Origin of the sequence: Sedimenticola selenatireducens (assembly GCF_963675335.2) — a bacterium.
In the GTDB taxonomy this organism is placed as follows: Bacteria; Pseudomonadota; Gammaproteobacteria; order Chromatiales; family Chromatiaceae; genus Sedimenticola; species Sedimenticola selenatireducens.
In genome coordinates this window covers 484,858-500,474 of the sequence record NZ_CAXXYC010000001.1, presented here as the reverse complement: position 1 = coordinate 500,474, position 15,617 = coordinate 484,858, and the positions used below count along the sequence as shown (strand labels likewise).

At 57.8% G+C, this 15,617-nt stretch carries 10 protein-coding genes; 5 read left to right on the top strand and 5 right to left on the bottom strand.

The window, feature by feature from the left end; all coding sequences use genetic code 11:
- Positions 1-8: 8 nt before the first annotated feature.
- From ACHZBF_RS02350 to ACHZBF_RS02340, 3 genes are all read left to right on the top strand, one after another.
- On the top strand, positions 9-3,164 hold the full coding sequence (locus ACHZBF_RS02350; protein WP_321527532.1) for an efflux RND transporter permease subunit: 3,156 nt from the start codon (positions 9-11) through the stop codon (positions 3,162-3,164).
- On the top strand, positions 3,161-4,564 hold the full coding sequence (locus tag ACHZBF_RS02345; RefSeq protein WP_321527531.1) for an efflux transporter outer membrane subunit: 1,404 nt from the start codon (positions 3,161-3,163) through the stop codon (positions 4,562-4,564). The genes ACHZBF_RS02350 and ACHZBF_RS02345 overlap by 4 nt, the downstream gene beginning before the upstream one ends.
- Before the next feature lie 133 nt (positions 4,565-4,697).
- Complete coding sequence (locus ACHZBF_RS02340; protein WP_335342930.1) at positions 4,698-5,861, top strand: IS481 family transposase; 1,164 nt, start codon at positions 4,698-4,700, stop codon at positions 5,859-5,861.
- A 217-nt stretch (positions 5,862-6,078) separates the two neighbouring features.
- On the opposite strand, the gene guaA is transcribed toward ACHZBF_RS02340, so the two are convergent.
- Positions 6,079-7,662 carry a glutamine-hydrolyzing GMP synthase gene (guaA, locus tag ACHZBF_RS02335; protein WP_273441070.1) on the bottom strand — a complete coding sequence of 528 codons (1,584 nt, stop codon included), beginning with the start codon at positions 7,660-7,662 and terminating at the stop codon, positions 6,079-6,081.
- A gap of 96 nt (positions 7,663-7,758) precedes the next feature.
- Positions 7,759-9,225: an IMP dehydrogenase gene (gene guaB, locus ACHZBF_RS02330; protein WP_029133878.1), complete on the bottom strand. Its 1,467-nt coding sequence runs from the start codon at positions 9,223-9,225 to the stop codon at positions 7,759-7,761.
- 120 nt (positions 9,226-9,345) lie between these two features.
- On the opposite strand from guaB, the gene xseA reads away from it, so the two are divergent.
- Together xseA and ACHZBF_RS02320 are read left to right on the top strand one after the other, a co-directional pair.
- Positions 9,346-10,710: an exodeoxyribonuclease VII large subunit gene (gene xseA / locus ACHZBF_RS02325; protein WP_273441069.1), complete on the top strand. Its 1,365-nt coding sequence runs from the start codon at positions 9,346-9,348 to the stop codon at positions 10,708-10,710.
- 249 nt (positions 10,711-10,959) lie between these two features.
- Entirely contained in the window at positions 10,960-12,195 is a 1,236-nt protein-coding gene (locus ACHZBF_RS02320) for a multidrug effflux MFS transporter (protein ID WP_273441068.1), read from the top strand.
- 179 nt (positions 12,196-12,374) lie between these two features.
- Here ACHZBF_RS02320 and der read toward each other — a convergent pair whose 3' ends face one another.
- From der to ACHZBF_RS02305, 3 genes are read right to left on the bottom strand one after another with little or no spacing between them, the layout of a single operon-like run.
- On the bottom strand, positions 12,375-13,763 hold the full coding sequence (gene der / locus ACHZBF_RS02315; RefSeq protein ID WP_273441067.1) for a ribosome biogenesis GTPase Der: 1,389 nt from the start codon (positions 13,761-13,763) through the stop codon (positions 12,375-12,377).
- Between the two features lie 24 nt (positions 13,764-13,787).
- Entirely contained in the window at positions 13,788-14,954 is a 1,167-nt protein-coding gene (gene bamB / locus ACHZBF_RS02310) for an outer membrane protein assembly factor BamB (protein ID WP_273441066.1), read from the bottom strand.
- Between the two features lie 15 nt (positions 14,955-14,969).
- Positions 14,970-15,596 carry a YfgM family protein gene (locus ACHZBF_RS02305; protein ID WP_273441065.1) on the bottom strand — a complete coding sequence of 209 codons (627 nt, stop codon included), beginning with the start codon at positions 15,594-15,596 and terminating at the stop codon, positions 14,970-14,972.
- Positions 15,597-15,617: the final 21 nt, after the last annotated feature.

The window sequence follows — 15,617 nt, the reverse complement described above, 5'->3', positions numbered from 1 at the left end:
CAAACATCATGTCTCAATTTTTCATTAATCGACCCATCTTCGCCTGGGTGCTGGCTATCGGCACGATGCTCGCCGGCGTGATGGCAATCAGCTCGCTGGCCGTGTCACGCTACCCGGCCATCTCGCCTCCCACCGTTTCTATCAGCGCAACTTACACCGGTGCATCCGCGGCTGCGGTGGAGGAATCCGTCACGCAAGTCATTGAGGAAAACCTCACCGGCCTGGATGGACTGCGCTACATATCCTCCTCATCCAGCTCTAACGGTTCATCCAGCGTGCAGCTGACATTTGAGATCGGCACCGATCCGGACACCGCGCAAGTGCAAGTCCAGAACAAGGTGCAGCAAATCACGTCGACGCTACCGGCATCAGTACAGACGCAAGGCGTGACGGTCACCAAATCGGGCGACGAGATGCTGATGGCGTTGGGCCTGGTATCCAGCGATGGCAGCCTGAGTTCGGCAGATTTGGGAGACTACATCTCTTCCAACCTGAAAACACCGCTGAGCCGCGTCGCGGGCGTTGGTAGTGTGGGAGTGCTTGGCGCCCAATACGCCATGCGCATCTGGCTCGATCCCGTCAAGCTGAGAGAATACAAACTCACGCCCGATGACATCAGCAGCGCAATAGCGGCACAGAACACGCAGGTCTCCTCAGGTCAGCTTGGCTCCTTGCCGGCTGTTGATGGACAACAGCTCAACGCCACCATCACCGCGCAAAGTCGTCTGCACACCGCGGAGCAGTTTCGCAACATCATTCTCGTGACCAGCACGAGCTCGGCCACCGTACGTATATCCGATGTGGCCGATGTCGAAATAGGCAGTGCCAGCTACGACGTCAAGAGTACCTATAATGGCCAGCCAGCCGCGGGTATGAGAATCATGCTCTCAACGGGTGCCAATGCGACTGATACGGCCGCGGCAGTCAGGGCCGAAGTGGAAAAATTGTCAGCGTCTTTTCCCGCCAACATGAAGGTAGTAACAGCCTACGACACCACCCCGTTCATCGATGCATCCATTGAAAGCGTGATTGACACCATGGTCGAAGCCGTGGCACTGGTGTTTCTGGTCATGTTCCTGTTCCTGCAGAACTGGCGCGCAACACTGATACCGACGCTCGCCGTGCCCGTGGTTCTGCTGGGCACCTTCGCCGTACTCTCGGCTTTTGGCTACAGCATCAACACCCTGACAATGTTCGGTATGGTGCTGGCGATCGGCCTGCTGGTGGATGACGCCATCGTTGTCGTGGAAAACGTCGAACGCGTGATGACCGAAGAGGGTCTATCACCACTGGAGGCAACGCGTAAATCCATGAAACAGATTTCCGGGGCGCTGATTGGCGTTGGCCTGGTGCTGTCGGCAGTGTTCCTGCCCATGGCGTTCTTCAGCGGTATGACAGGAGTCATCTATCGCCAGTTCTCCATCACCATTGTGTCAGCCATGACGCTTTCGGTGCTGGTAGCACTGATCTTCACACCAGCGCTATGCGCCACCTTGCTCAAGCCAACTCCGGCAGGGGGGCATGGGTCGAATAAGGTGTTTGGTGGTTTCAACCGCCTGGTGGAGCGTACGACGAAAGGCTACGAGACCGGCGTGGCTCATGTGCTCAAGCGCGGCGGCCGCTTCGTGTTGCTGTACGCTCTGTTGGGCCTCGTACTGGCCATGCTTTTCATGCGCCTGCCCACCTCTTTTGTGCCTGACGAAGATCAGGCCGTAATGTTCGTGAGCCTGGAGTTGCCTGCCGGTGCTACGCAACAGCGTACCAACAAGGTCATTGAGCAAGTAGAACAGCATTTCCTCGAAAATGAGAAAGACACGGTGAAATCTACCTTTCTGGTCGCAGGCTTTGGCTTCAACAGCGGCGGCCAGAATGTAGGCACGGGGTTCATTCGACTGAAAGACTGGTCTGAACGCACAGAAGATTCGCAAAGTATCACGGCTATTCAGGGCCGTGCCATGGCAGCCTTTGGACAGATCAAGGATGCGCGAATCTTTGTTCTGGCGCCTCCGTCCATTCCCGGTTTGGGGTCCACCGGCGGCTTTACAATGCAGCTACTGGATCCAGAGGCCCAGGGCACCGAGAAGCTGACCGCCGCTGCCGATGCACTGGTGAATGCCGCCAACAGGAATCCGCGATTGCAGGGCGTACGCATCAGCATCCCTGCCAATACCGCGCAATACATCCTGGATATCGACAATGCCAAAGCCGGTGCGCTGGGTGTCTCGGTAAGTGACCTTAATAGTGTGTTGTCTATCGCCTGGGGAGGAAGTTACGTCAATGACTTCATTGACCGGGGCAAAGTCAAAAAGGTGTACGTGCAAGCCCGCGCCGACGCACGCATGCTGCCCGAGGATCTGAACAAATGGAGCGTGCGCAACAACAATGGCGACATGGTGCCGTTCTCGGCTTTCACCACGGGCAAGTGGACAACGGGTTCGCCCACGCTGTCACGCTTTGACGGTGACTCCTCCATTCAAATTCAGGGCGATGCCGCTGCGGGCGTCAGCTCGGGTACCGCCATCGCCGCAATGGAAGAACTGGCGCAGGAATCGGCTGAGGGCTTCAGTGTGGCCTGGAGCGGCCTGTCGTACGAAGAGCAGCAGGCCGGGGCCAACGCCACTGCCTTGTATCTGTTTTCCCTGCTGGTGATCTTCCTGTGCCTGGCCGCACTGTACGAAAGCTGGTCAGTACCACTGTCGGTGCTGCTGGTGCTGCCTGTCGGCGTGTTAGGTACCGTGCTGGCCACACAGATACGCGGGCTGGAGAACGATGTGTACTTTCAGGTCGGCCTGCTGACGATCCTCGGACTGACCGCCAAGAATGCCATTCTTATCGTTGAATTTGCCAAGACAGCAGTGGACCAGGGGCAGGAAGTGGTTGCCGCCACACTGCATGCCTGTCGCCTGCGACTACGCCCCATCGTCATGACATCAATGGCCTTCGGCCTGGGTGTTTTACCGCTGGTAATCAGCTCCGGCGCAGGCTCAGGCAGCCAGCACGCGGTAGGCACAGGCGTTATCGGCGGGGTGGTCACCGCCACCTTTTTGGGTATCTTCCTGGTTCCACTGCTCTATGTGCTGGTACACAGACTATTTACACGGAACAAGACCAAGCTACCAACAAGCGATTCGGTAACCATCACTACACGCCCGGAGGCGCCATGAACTTCTCTCGCCTCTCACTGCTGGGTGCCATCCTTGGCGTCACCTTGACGGGCTGCGCCAATCTCGCACCTGAGTATATCCAGCCTTTGGCGCCCGTTGCTGCAACATGGCCAACGACGCAAGTCGGCGATTCAGAAACGATATCGGTGGACGAACTCGGATGGAAGGAATTCTACGGTGACGAACGCCTGCGTCAGCTCATCGAGCTGGCGCTGAACAACAACCGCAGCTTGCGACAGAACGCGCTTGCCGTTGAGTCAGCCCGTGCACAATTTCAAATCACCCGTGCTGACACGCTGCCGACAGTCGATGCCGCCGGTAGCAGTACCGCGCTGCACTCTGATGGCGAGACCACTCATGCCTATAGCGCTACTCTGGGTATCAGTGCTTTCGAACTGGACTTCTTTGGACGTCTCAACAATCTGCGTGATCAGGCGTTGGAGACCTACCTGTCATTCGAAGAATCACTACGTTCCATGCGCATCACGCTGGTCGCAGAAGTTGCCACAGCCTACTTTACACTGGCGGCAGATCAACAAAGACTGCGCCTGGCAGAAAGCACGCTCGAAAGCCAACAGAAATCGCTGGACCTGACTCTGAAAACCTTCGACATCGGCACCGCGTCGGGTTTGGATGTTGCCACCGCTCAAACCAGTGTTGATACAGCGCGCGCTGACATTGCTATTTACCGAACGCAAGTGGCACAGGATCTCAACACGCTGACCCTGCTCGTCGGTCAGCCTATCGAACCGGCATTGGTCGCAGACGCCGGCACCCGTGTCAACGATCCACTTGCGCCGTTGATCCACGCTATTGGTCCGGTGGTGGACGCGCCATCCGAACTGCTGCAGCGTCGCCCCGATGTACTGGCTGCAGAACGCACCTTGCGCGCGACATACGCCGATATCGGTGCTGCTCGCGCGGCGCGCTTTCCAAGTATCACACTGACCACGAGTGTCGGCACCTCCAGTAGCCAGTTGTCTGACCTGTTTGGCGGCGGCTCCGGCCTGTGGAGTTTCATCCCGTCAGTGTCGGTGCCCATTTTTGACGGCGGCTCGGGAGAAGCGACGGTGCGCGTTGCGGAAGTCGGGCGTGATGCTGCTCTGGCGGAGTATGAGTACACCATTCAAACAGCTTTCCAGGAAGTCTCAGACGCCCTGAACGAGCAGAGTAATATGCAAGAACTATTGGCAGCACGCCAATCACTGCTGGAAGCTAATGAGAAAATCTACCGCCTGACCGAAGCAAGCTACCGCAAGGGTCTTGAAAGCTCGCTGTCGGTCCTGACGGCACAACGCTCCTATTACGCCGCACAGCAAAACATGATTACAGCGCGATTGGCGGAAGCCAGCAATTGGGTCACCCTCTACCGTGTGTTGGGTGGGGGATGGCAGCCGTGATCACTGATGCAAAATTACATGGTGGCGCAGGCTGTGCTACCTGACACATAGGTTACAGACGATACCGGAGACATAGGTTACACATGACGGTATTTGGGAGGAATCTCAAATGCCCTGGAAAGAGTGTAACCGTATGGAAGAACGCCTTAGATTTGTTGCCCGTCTGCTTGACGGTGAAAAAATGGCTCCCCTTTGCCGGGAGTTCGGCATTTCCCGTAAAACAGGTTATAAGCTATTCAATCGCTATAAAAATGAAGGATTAGCAGGGCTGGAGGACCAAAGCAAACGCCCCTATCGGCATGCCAATAAATTACCCTTCCAAATTGAACGCGCCATTCTCAAGATCAAGACGGAACATAAGAGTTGGGGCGCACCTAAAATCCGCGAGAAACTGATTCGCCTTTATCCAATGATTCGGCCGCCAGCCAAGAGTACGGTCCATGCCGTGCTTGATCGACACGGCCTGGTCACACGCAGAAAACGGCACCACCCAAAGGCTCAAGGCACCTCGCTACGTGACAGTCAAACCCCCAATGGACTCTGGTGTGCCGATTTCAAGGGCGAATTCCTGTTAGGCAATCGCTGTTATTGCTATCCGCTAACCATGACGGATTACGCCTCACGATATCTACTATCCTGTGAAGGCTTGGAGTCCACCAAGGAAGTAGGCGCTTTTCCTGTCTTTGAGCGGACCTTTAAACAATTTGGCTTACCGCAGGCTATCCGCACCGATAACGGCGTGCCTTTCGCCTCGCCCAATGCGCTTTTTGGTCTGAGCCGACTCTCCGTCTGGTGGTTGCGCCTGGGCATCGCTATCGAGCGGATTCAGCCGGGACAACCGCAGCAGAACGGGCGGCATGAGCGCATGCATTTAACACTGAAGAAGGAGGCCACAAAGCCGCCTGCGTTCAATTTTCTTCAGCAGCAAGAACGATTTGACCAATTTTTAGAGGTCTACAATAACCAGCGCCCTCACCAGGCACTGGGCATGAAGTACCCCGGTGAGCTGTATACACCTTCCACCCGTGAATATCGCGTTCCCGAAGTACCTGAATACCCTTTTCATGATCGCACCGTAAAAATCACGAAGTGCGGACGTATCTGCATCGGCCGCCGAAAAATTAATCTCAGTACGGTGTTCGCCGGTCAATATGTGGGTATTCGCGAGGTCAGTGACAAAATTTGGCTTGTCAGCTTTATGAAATATGACTTAGGATTTTTTGATGAAAACGAAGAAAGGGTTGAGCCAGCGCCCAACCCTTTCTTGACCGAAGTGTTACCTATCTCTCCGGTATAAAGTGTGACCTATGTGCTCGGTACACACCGGCCGCATATCCGGTATGCACTTCGGAGTTGAATCCGCGACTCGAGAACAAGTGAATCACTGATGGAAACAAACACACTCATCAGTCATACCTGTTCTCCAGAAAGATCCTCAAGCCTGCGCGTGATGGGCTGAAGCCGAGAACTTGCCGAACTCTAGATGGATACCTGCTGGTGCCTGCCAGTTCCGATCACTCCCACTCAATAGTCGCCGGGGGCTTGCTGGAGATATCGTAAGCCACCCGTGAGATACCGGTCACCTCGTTGATGATGCGCCGTGAGACCAGCTCCAGAAACTCGAACGGCAGATGGGCAAAGCGGGCCGTCATGAAATCCACCGTCTCCACCGCACGCAGTGATACCACGTATTCGTAGCGTCGGGCATCCCCCACCACGCCCACCGATTTCACCGGTAGGAACACGGCAAATGCCTGGCTCACCTGATCGTAGAGATCGTGATTGCGCAGTTCCTGAATGAAAATGTGGTCCGCCTGGCGCAGCAGGTCGGCATAGGACTTCTTCACCTCGCCCAGGATGCGCACACCCAGACCGGGACCCGGGAACGGGTGGCGGTAGACCATCTCGGAGGGCAGGCCCAGCTCGACACCGATCTTGCGCACCTCGTCCTTGAACAGCTCGCGCAGCGGCTCCACCAGCTGCAGCTTCATGTAGTCGGGCAGGCCGCCCACGTTGTGATGCGACTTGATAACGTGGGCCTTGCCGGATTTGGCGCCGGCCGATTCGATCACGTCCGGATAGATGGTGCCCTGGGCCAGGAACTCGACACCTTCAATCTTGGCCGCCTCTTCCTCGAAGATGTCGATAAACAGGTTGCCGATAATCTTGCGCTTCTTTTCCGGATCACTCTCGCCGGCCAGGGCATCCAGGAAACGGGCCTCGGCATCCACCCGGATCACCTTCACGCCCATGTGCTGGGCAAAGGTGGCCATCACCTGGTCACCCTCATGCAGCCGCAACAGGCCGTTGTCAACGAAAATGCAGGTGAGGCGATCGCCAATCGCCTTGTGCAGCATGGCCGCCACCACCGAGGAGTCGACCCCGCCGGAGAGACCCAGCAGCACCTTGCCCTCGCTGCCTACCGTCTCGCGGACCTGCTCGATACTGTCTTGAATGATGCTGGCCGGATTCCACAGCGCCTCGCAGCCGCAAATATCGAACAGGAAGCGTTCCAGAATACGCCCACCCTGGCGGGTGTGGGTCACTTCGGGATGAAACTGGATGCCGTAGAAGCCGCGCGCCTCATCGGCCATACCCGCCAGCGGGGCGTTGTCGGTCTCGGCGATTACCATGAAGCCATCCGGCAGCGTCTCCACCCGGTCGCCATGGCTCATCCAGACATCCAGCAGACCATAGCCTTCCGCTGTGGTGTGATCCTCGATATCCCGCAACAACCGGGAGTGTCCGCGGGCACGCACCTGGGCATAGCCATATTCATGAGCATCGGAGCCGGCCACCTTGCCACCCAGCTGCGCTGCCATGGTCTGCATGCCGTAGCAGATACCCAACACCGGCACCCCCAGTTCGAACACCAGGGCCGGCGCCCGCGGGGTGTCCTCGGCCGTTACCGACTCAGGACCACCCGAGAGGATGATACCGGCCGGGTTCTGCTCCCGGATGGCGTCCTCGCAGTTGTCATAGGGCCAGATCTCGCAATAGACACCGGCCTCGCGCACCCGCCGGGCAATCAGCTGGGTGTACTGGGAACCGAAATCGAGAATGAGGATGCGATGAGCGTGGATGTCCTGATTAGTCATAGGTCTGCATTCCAATCATGCTGAAACAAAAGAACCGCAGAAAGGTGGTGAAGCCTCACCACCGGCCTGCGGCTTCCAGATAGCGCTGCGAGGCGATCAACTCTGGCGGTAGTTGGGCGCTTCCTTGGTGATGGCGACATCATGCACATGGGACTCGCGCATGCCCGCGTTGGTCACCCGGACAAACTCCGGTTTTGTGCGCATGTCGTCGATGGTGGCACAACCAGTGTACCCCATGCTTGCACGTACACCACCGGTCAGCTGGGTAATTACGTTAACCAGTGGGCCTTTATAGGGAACGCGACCCTCGATGCCTTCAGGCACCAACTTGTCGGACTCTTTTGTGTCCTCCTGGAAGTAACGGTCACTGGAACCGTTGCGCGCCTGCATCGCCCCAAGACTACCCATACCGCGATAGGCCTTGTAGGAGCGTCCCTGGTAGATCTCGACTTCACCCGGCGCCTCTTCCGTGCCGGCCAGCAACCCACCGACCATCACGCTGTAGGCTCCGGCCACTAGTACCTTGGCGATATCACCCGAGTAGCGCAAACCGCCGTCGGCGATCAGTGGTATGCCGGTGCCCTCCAGCGCTTCCGCCACGTTGGCGACCGCCGTGATCTGGGGAACCCCGACGCCGGCGACAATCCGGGTCGTACAGATGGAACCTGGACCGATGCCGACCTTGACCGCATCCGCTCCGGCCTCGACCAGCGCCCGTGCAGCCGAAGCGGTGGCGATATTGCCGCCAATCACCTGCACCTGTGGATAGTTTTTCTTGACCCAGGCAACCCGATCAAGCACGCCCTGGGAGTGGCCGTGGGCGGTATCCACCACGATCACGTCAACTCCGGCCCTGACCAGCGCATCCACCCGCTCCTCGGTGCCTTCTCCGACACCGACAGCGGCGCCGACCCGCAACCGCTCCTGATCATCACGGCAGGCATTGGGATAGTCCTTGGCCTTCTGGATATCCTTGACGGTAATCATGCCGCGCAACTGGAAGGCATCATTCACCAGCAGAATCTTTTCAATACGGTTGGCCCGCAGCTTGGACATCACTTCATCCCGGTCGGCGCCCTCCTTGACCGTGATCAGGCGCTCCTTCGGGGTCATGATGGCGGAAACCGGTTCATTCATGCGGGTCTCGAAGCGGACATCGCGGTTGGTGATAATACCCACCAGGTCTTCACCTTCGACTACCGGCACCCCTGAAATCTTGTTCGCCTGGGTAATCTTGACGAGCTCGCCGACCGTCATGTCCGGCCCGACGGTAATGGGGTCGATGATGACGCCACTTTCATAGCGCTTGACCGCGCGAACCTCGGCAGCCTGCTGTTCGGCCGTCATGTTTTTGTGCATGATGCCGATCCCTCCCTCCAACGCCATCGAGATGGCCAGGCGGGATTCGGTCACAGTGTCCATGGCCGCGGAAACCAGGGGGATGTTGAGCCGGATCTCACGGGTGAACTGGGTGCTCAGGTCCACGTCCTTGGGCAATACGGAGGAGTGGGCCGGCAGGAGCAGAACGTCATCAAAGGTAAGGGCTTCCTGAACAAGGCGCATAATCGGTTCCCAAGTGAAAGGTTTTCAGTAAACCGGGTATTATAAAATCTTGGCGAATCAAGGTAAACTCGAATTAGCATTTATTTATAGACAATATCGACTCAAAGCGGCCGTTTTTTTATGTCTTCCAGTGATTCAGAAGTAAACTTCCAGCGGGACATCTACAGCGTGTCGCGCCTCAACAGCGAAGTCCGGAGCGTGCTGGAAGGCAGCTTTCCGCTGCTCTGGGTGGAGGGGGAGATCTCCAACCTGGCCCGCCCCGCATCGGGTCATATCTATTTCACCCTCAAGGACCCCCAGGCCCAGGTACGCTGCGCCATGTTTCGTATGAAACGGCAGCTGTTGCGCTTTCAGCCGGAAAACGGTCTCAAGGTGCTGATTCGGGCCCGTGTCGGCTTGTACGAGGGGCGCGGCGAATTCCAACTGGTGGCGGAACATATGGAGCCGGCCGGCGAAGGCAATCTGCAGCAGGCATTCGATGCGCTGAAGCTCAAGCTGCAGCAGGAAGGCCTGTTTGACAGCACACACAAAAAGCCCCTGCCCCTGCTGCCAAAACGAATCGGCATCATCACCTCTCCCAGTGGCGCTGCCGTGCGCGACGTGCTGAGCGTGTTGCAAAGACGCCTGCCCGCCGTGCCGGTGCTGATCTACCCGGTGGTGGTACAGGGGGAGGAGGCTCCCCGCTCGATACTCAACGCCCTGCGACTGGCAGAGCAACGACAGGACTGCGATCTGCTGATACTGACCCGGGGCGGCGGGTCCCTGGAGGACCTGATGGCCTTTAACGACGAGGCGGTCGCACGCTCCATTCACGCCCTCACCATCCCCCTGATCTCGGCAGTGGGCCATGAGGTGGATTTTACCATTGCCGATTTTGTCGCCGACCGGCGCGCCCCCACGCCCTCGGTAGCGGCGGAGCTGGCGACACCGGACAAACAGGAGATTCTGGACCGGCTCAACTCCCTGCAGCGCCGGATCAGACTGGGGACCCTCCGCCACCTCGCCAGCAACAGACAGACCCTGCAGGCTCTTGGCAAGCGGCTTGAGCGGATGCACCCTGACATGCGGCTGCAGCAGCGGCAGCAGTACCTGGACGAACTCGCAATGCGTCTTCTCCGCAGCATCCGAAGCCAAATGGAACAGGGCGAGGTAAGAACCGGCCTGCTGGCAAGCCGGCTGAACGCAGTCATCCCGACCCATCGGATCAACCAGCAGCGGGAGCTATTCAATGGCCTGAAGCGCCGCCTCCTGCTCGCAGTGGATTCAAGGCTGCGCATAAAGCGCCAGGGACTGGGGCTGGCCATCGGAAAACTCGACACCCTGAGCCCCCTCGCCACCCTGCATCGCGGCTACTCCATTACCCGACTGCTGCCGGAACGAAACGTGCTGCGGGATACCAGTCAAGCCAAGACTGGTGACAAACTGGAAACCCGGGTGAGTAACGGAACGGTCATCTCGACCGTGGAAACCACCGTGCCTTTGTAGGAGTGGCTTTACGGATTTTAGCCTTTGCCGCAATTTGGCTGAACAGCAACAGGTGGATGCGCCTGCCGGCTTATCCGCCCTGCCTCGACGCCTTGACGACACCCCGGGTTTGACCGTGACCAGGTTTGTCGTAAAAACCGGAAAACCGAAAACTTTTTTCCTCCCAAGCCATATCCCACAACAGAAAAAAGCTTATTTGTTTCAAGTGAAACTATTGCGCTGCAAAGTAAAACAGGGTAAGAATGTCGCATGATCTCACCCAAGTCTCTCCTTGCCACCGGCATCATTGCGTCCCTTGTGGCAATCGGCCCGCTCTCCACCGACATGTATCTACCGGCCTTTCCGGCACTGATGCAGAGCTTCGATGCCGATATCAACCAGGTTCAGCATACCCTGAGCATTTTTCTGATCGGCTTCGCCCTGGCCCAGCTGATCTACGGCCCCCTGTCCGACCGCTTCGGCAGAAAACCAGTCCTGATGGCGGGCTTGCTGTTGTTTCTGTTGAGCAGCCTGGCCATTGTCTTTGCCGAATCCATTGCCACCCTCTCCTCCCTGCGGCTATTGCAGGCGATCGGCGGCAGCGCCGGACCTGTATTGGGACGCGCCATGGTGCGGGATATTCATGGCCCGAGGGATTCCGCCCGACTGCTCTCCTATATCGGCACCGCAATGGCAGTGGCCCCTGCCGCCGCCCCTATTATTGGCGGCTACCTGACCGTCTGGTTTGGCTGGCAGTCGATCTTCCTGTTTCTCACCGCCTACGGCGTGGTTGGCGTGATGCTGCTGGGAATGCGCATTCCCGAGACCGCCCCGCCGGGCAGTCACCACATCATGACCATCGGCAATCTGTTGAAAAATTACGGCATTCTGCTGAAGCATCCAACCTGGCGCTGGTACACCCTCACCTGTAGCTTTGTATTCGCCGGGCTGTTCTCGTTTTTGTCTGGCTCATCTTTCGTCATTATCGATTTTCTTGGCTTCAAAGAGGAGCAGTTCGGCCTCTTCTTCGCCCTGGTGGTGGGCGGGTTCATGATCGGCACCCTGATCGGGGGGCGGTTGGCCCGCAGTGTCGGCATCAAACGACTCCTGGGTTACGGCTCAGTCGTTGCGGCAACCGGCGGCGTCAGCATGTTGGCATTCGCCCTGGCCGAGGTACATCACGTGGCCGTAATTGTACTGCCGCAGATGATCTATATGATCGGTGTGGGCATCGTCATGCCGCAATCCATGGCGGGGGCACTGGCCCCTTTTCCACACATGGCCGGTACAGCCTCCGCGTTACTCGGCTTTATCCAGATGTCGGTCGCCGCCGGCGTTGGCGTTCTGGTCGGGCACTATCATGATGGTTCGCCGCTTTCCATGTCACTCTCCATTGCCCTGATGGGGATCTTCACCCTGATCAGCTTCCTGCGACTCCGCCGCATTGATCATGAGGAAGAGGATGATAATGAAGATGGCGGGGTGGAGCCGTCCGGCATCCTGTAAGCATCCGCGTGGGCACAAAAGGTGTGCCCTACGAATCTGCGTACCTCTCGGTCAACGTAGGATGGTCAAAACAGAGTGTGCCCATCTTTTCCCCAGGTTAACGATTTGTATTTGATGGGCACGCAAGCTTTGCCCATCCTACGCACTGCGCGCCTCTCAGCAGGAAACAGTGACGGGAGTTATTTGCGCTTGCTGAAGGACTTGAGCCGTTGACGCTTTTGCACCTGACGCTGGGTCAGCTTGTTCTTGCGATCCTTGAACGGATTATCCCCGGATTTGAACTCGATGCGAATCGGGGTTCCGGTCAGCTTCAGGACTTCGCGAAAGCGGTTGATCAGATAACGTTTATAAGTGGTCGGCACTGCATCGGTCTGATTACCGTGAATTACGATAATCGGTGGATTCTGGCCGCCCTGATGCGCGTAGCGCAGCTTGATCCGTCGGCCATGCACCATCGGCGGCTGATGCTCCTGAACGGTCCATTCGAGGATGCGGGTCAGCTCTGGCGTGGCCAGTTTGCGGGTGGCGTTGGCATAGGCTGAATCCAGCGCCTGATAGAGCTTGCCGACGCCTGAACCATGCAGCGCGGAGATAAAGCGCTTGGCGGCAAAATCGAGAAACGGCAACTTGCGGTCGATGTCCGCCTTGATCCGTTCCCGCTGGTCAGGTTGCAGACCGTCCCATTTATTGATCACCACCACGAGGGCACGGCCACTCTCCAGAATATGTCCCGCCAGGGTCGCGTCCTGCTCGCCTACGCCCTGATGGGCGTCCAGCACCAGCATCACCACATTGGCCTGTTCGATCGCCTGCAGCGTCTTGATGACGCTAAACTTTTCGATCATCTCATTGACCCGCGCGCGGCGCCGCACGCCCGCCGTATCGATCAGGGTATAGGGTTTGTCGTCATGGCTGTAGGTGATGAAAACGCTGTCCCGCGTGGTGCCCGGCTGATCAAAAGCAACCACACGCTCCTCACCCAACATCCGGTTCACCAAGGTAGACTTACCCACATTGGGACGGCCAACCACCGCAATCAGCGTGCCCTTTTCCTTCTCCTCGGCAACTCCGTCCGGTTCGGGAAAGGCGTCCAGCAAGTCATTGATCAGGGAGCGCACACCGCGTCCATGAGCGGCGGAAATAGGCAGCGGATCGCCCAGTCCAAGTGAAAAAAAGTCGGCGCCGGCCATATCCCCATCCAGACTTTCGCTCTTGTTCACCACCGCGCTAACCGGTTTCCCGGTACGCCTGAGCTGACCCGCGATGGCGGTGTCGGCAGGCGTGCATCCGGCGCGGGCATCCAACAGGAATAGAATATGATCGGCCTCGGCAATGGCCGCCTGTACCTGCTGTTCCATCAACTGGTCGACGCCACTCGCTTCACCACTTAATCCTCCAGTGTCCACGACGACATAGGGGCGGTCACCCAGTTTGCCGACCCCGTACTGGCGATCACGCGTTAGTCCCGGTTGATCTGCCACCAGGGCATCGCGACTTCGAGTCAGACGATTAAACAGGGTGGACTTACCCACATTGGGCCGGCCCACCAGGGCGATTACGGGCAGCATGTTTGGCACATTTACACTCGGAGATCAGAGATCGGAAGTTGTGATGGCAGCCATCTCACCACCATCAGCATAGATATAAACAATGCCATCGATGACCAAAGGCTGCGTGGAGATAGCGGATTTGGCAACCCGCAGACGGCCCTCCAGACGGCCATCCACACGCGACAAAAAGTGCAGATAACCCTCAAAATCCCCCACCAGAATACGCTCGCCCAACACCACAGGGGCAGTCAGTTTACGATATTGCAGTTTCTTGTTCTTCCAGAGCGCGGAACCGTTACCGGGATCTACCGACAACACATGATCAGCATCATCAGAGACGTAGATCTGGGCATAATCTGCCCCCATGCCAGCATAGGAGGAGAGCTTGCGCCGCCACAGCACGACCCCCGTTTGCAGCGATACAGCCGCCATCTCTCCCTGGTAGGTGACCGCGTATACCACATCACCGATCACCAGCGGATCACCATCGATATCCACCATACGCTCCAACTCGGAGCGGCCGCTTGGAGCCGATACCGTAATCTCCCATAGCAGTTCACCACTCAGCAGATCGAGCATCACCAGTTTGCCGCTGGCAAAACCGCCGATCACACTATTTCCCACAATTACCGGTGAACTGCTGCCGTGCAGGGTCAACACGGGGATGGAGCGGTCATAGATCCACTTCTGGGTACCGGTCAGGGCGTCCAGACCAAACAGCTTGCCGTCAATGGTATGCACCACCACCACACCCTGACCGGTCTTCGGTACCGACAGCACTTCGCTACTGACCCGGGCGCGCCATTTTTCACCGCCGGCGGTCTGGTCCAATGCGACCACCTCACCGTTACTGGTACCAAACAGCACCAACCCCTCTCCCGCACCCGGTCCGCCGGATATCTCCAGATCGGTATCCACCGACCAGAGTGCTCGCCCGGTGGCGGCATCAAGCGCCCGTACCTCGCCGCTTCGACTGGCGGCATAGACCCGGTCGCCATCCACAAACGGCACCAGCTTGACCCGCTGTTCATCCGCGCCGTCACGAATCGATGTTGACCAGAGGATTCGGGCAGGAACTGACTCGGTCATTTCCACCAGTTCGGCCGGCGGTTCGGAATTATCCTCGTCGGTAAACCAGTCCACCGGGTTCATCGACCCGCAGCCGCTTAACAGCAGGGCAAGCAGGGAAATCGACAGATAGCGCGTCATCGGCAATCCTCGGTACTATTCGGCCGCAGCCAGATCATCAAACTTCATCTGTACCAGGGCGCTGTTGCTCACCTGGTACTCCAGCGCTTCCTTATAGGCTTGCCGTGCAGCCGCCCGATCGCCTTTTTTCAAGGCTATATCGCCTCGCAATTCGGCAATATCCCCTTTGAAATTATCTGACGGGGCCTGCGCGATCAAGCTCGACGCTTGATCCGCATCCCCCTGATCCAGCAGCAGGCGAGCCAGTCGTAAACGGGCAATCTGCTGCAGTGACTGATCATCGGCTTTGGCCATCACCCATTGCAGTTGCTCCTTTGCCCCTTCAACATCGCCCTGCTGAAATTTCACCTTGGCCAGGTTCAGTGCGGCAAACACCGCATAGGGGCTTTGCTCATACTGGGCAATCACAGCTTCAGCCTGGGTAACCGCCGTCGCCGAACCAGCAGCCACACTCTCCGTCAGCCGCTCAAATTGCTGCGAAGCCTGCTCCGCGACCTGTTGCTGATGTTGATTCCAGTATTGCCAGCCGAACACGCCACCCAGGCCGATAACAATACCCGCGACAACAGATTTCCCGTTCTCTTTCCACCAGTTTTTCAGCGCTTCAACCTGTTCATCTTCCGACAGATTCACATCAACCATTTTGTCCTTCCTCTTCGCCGA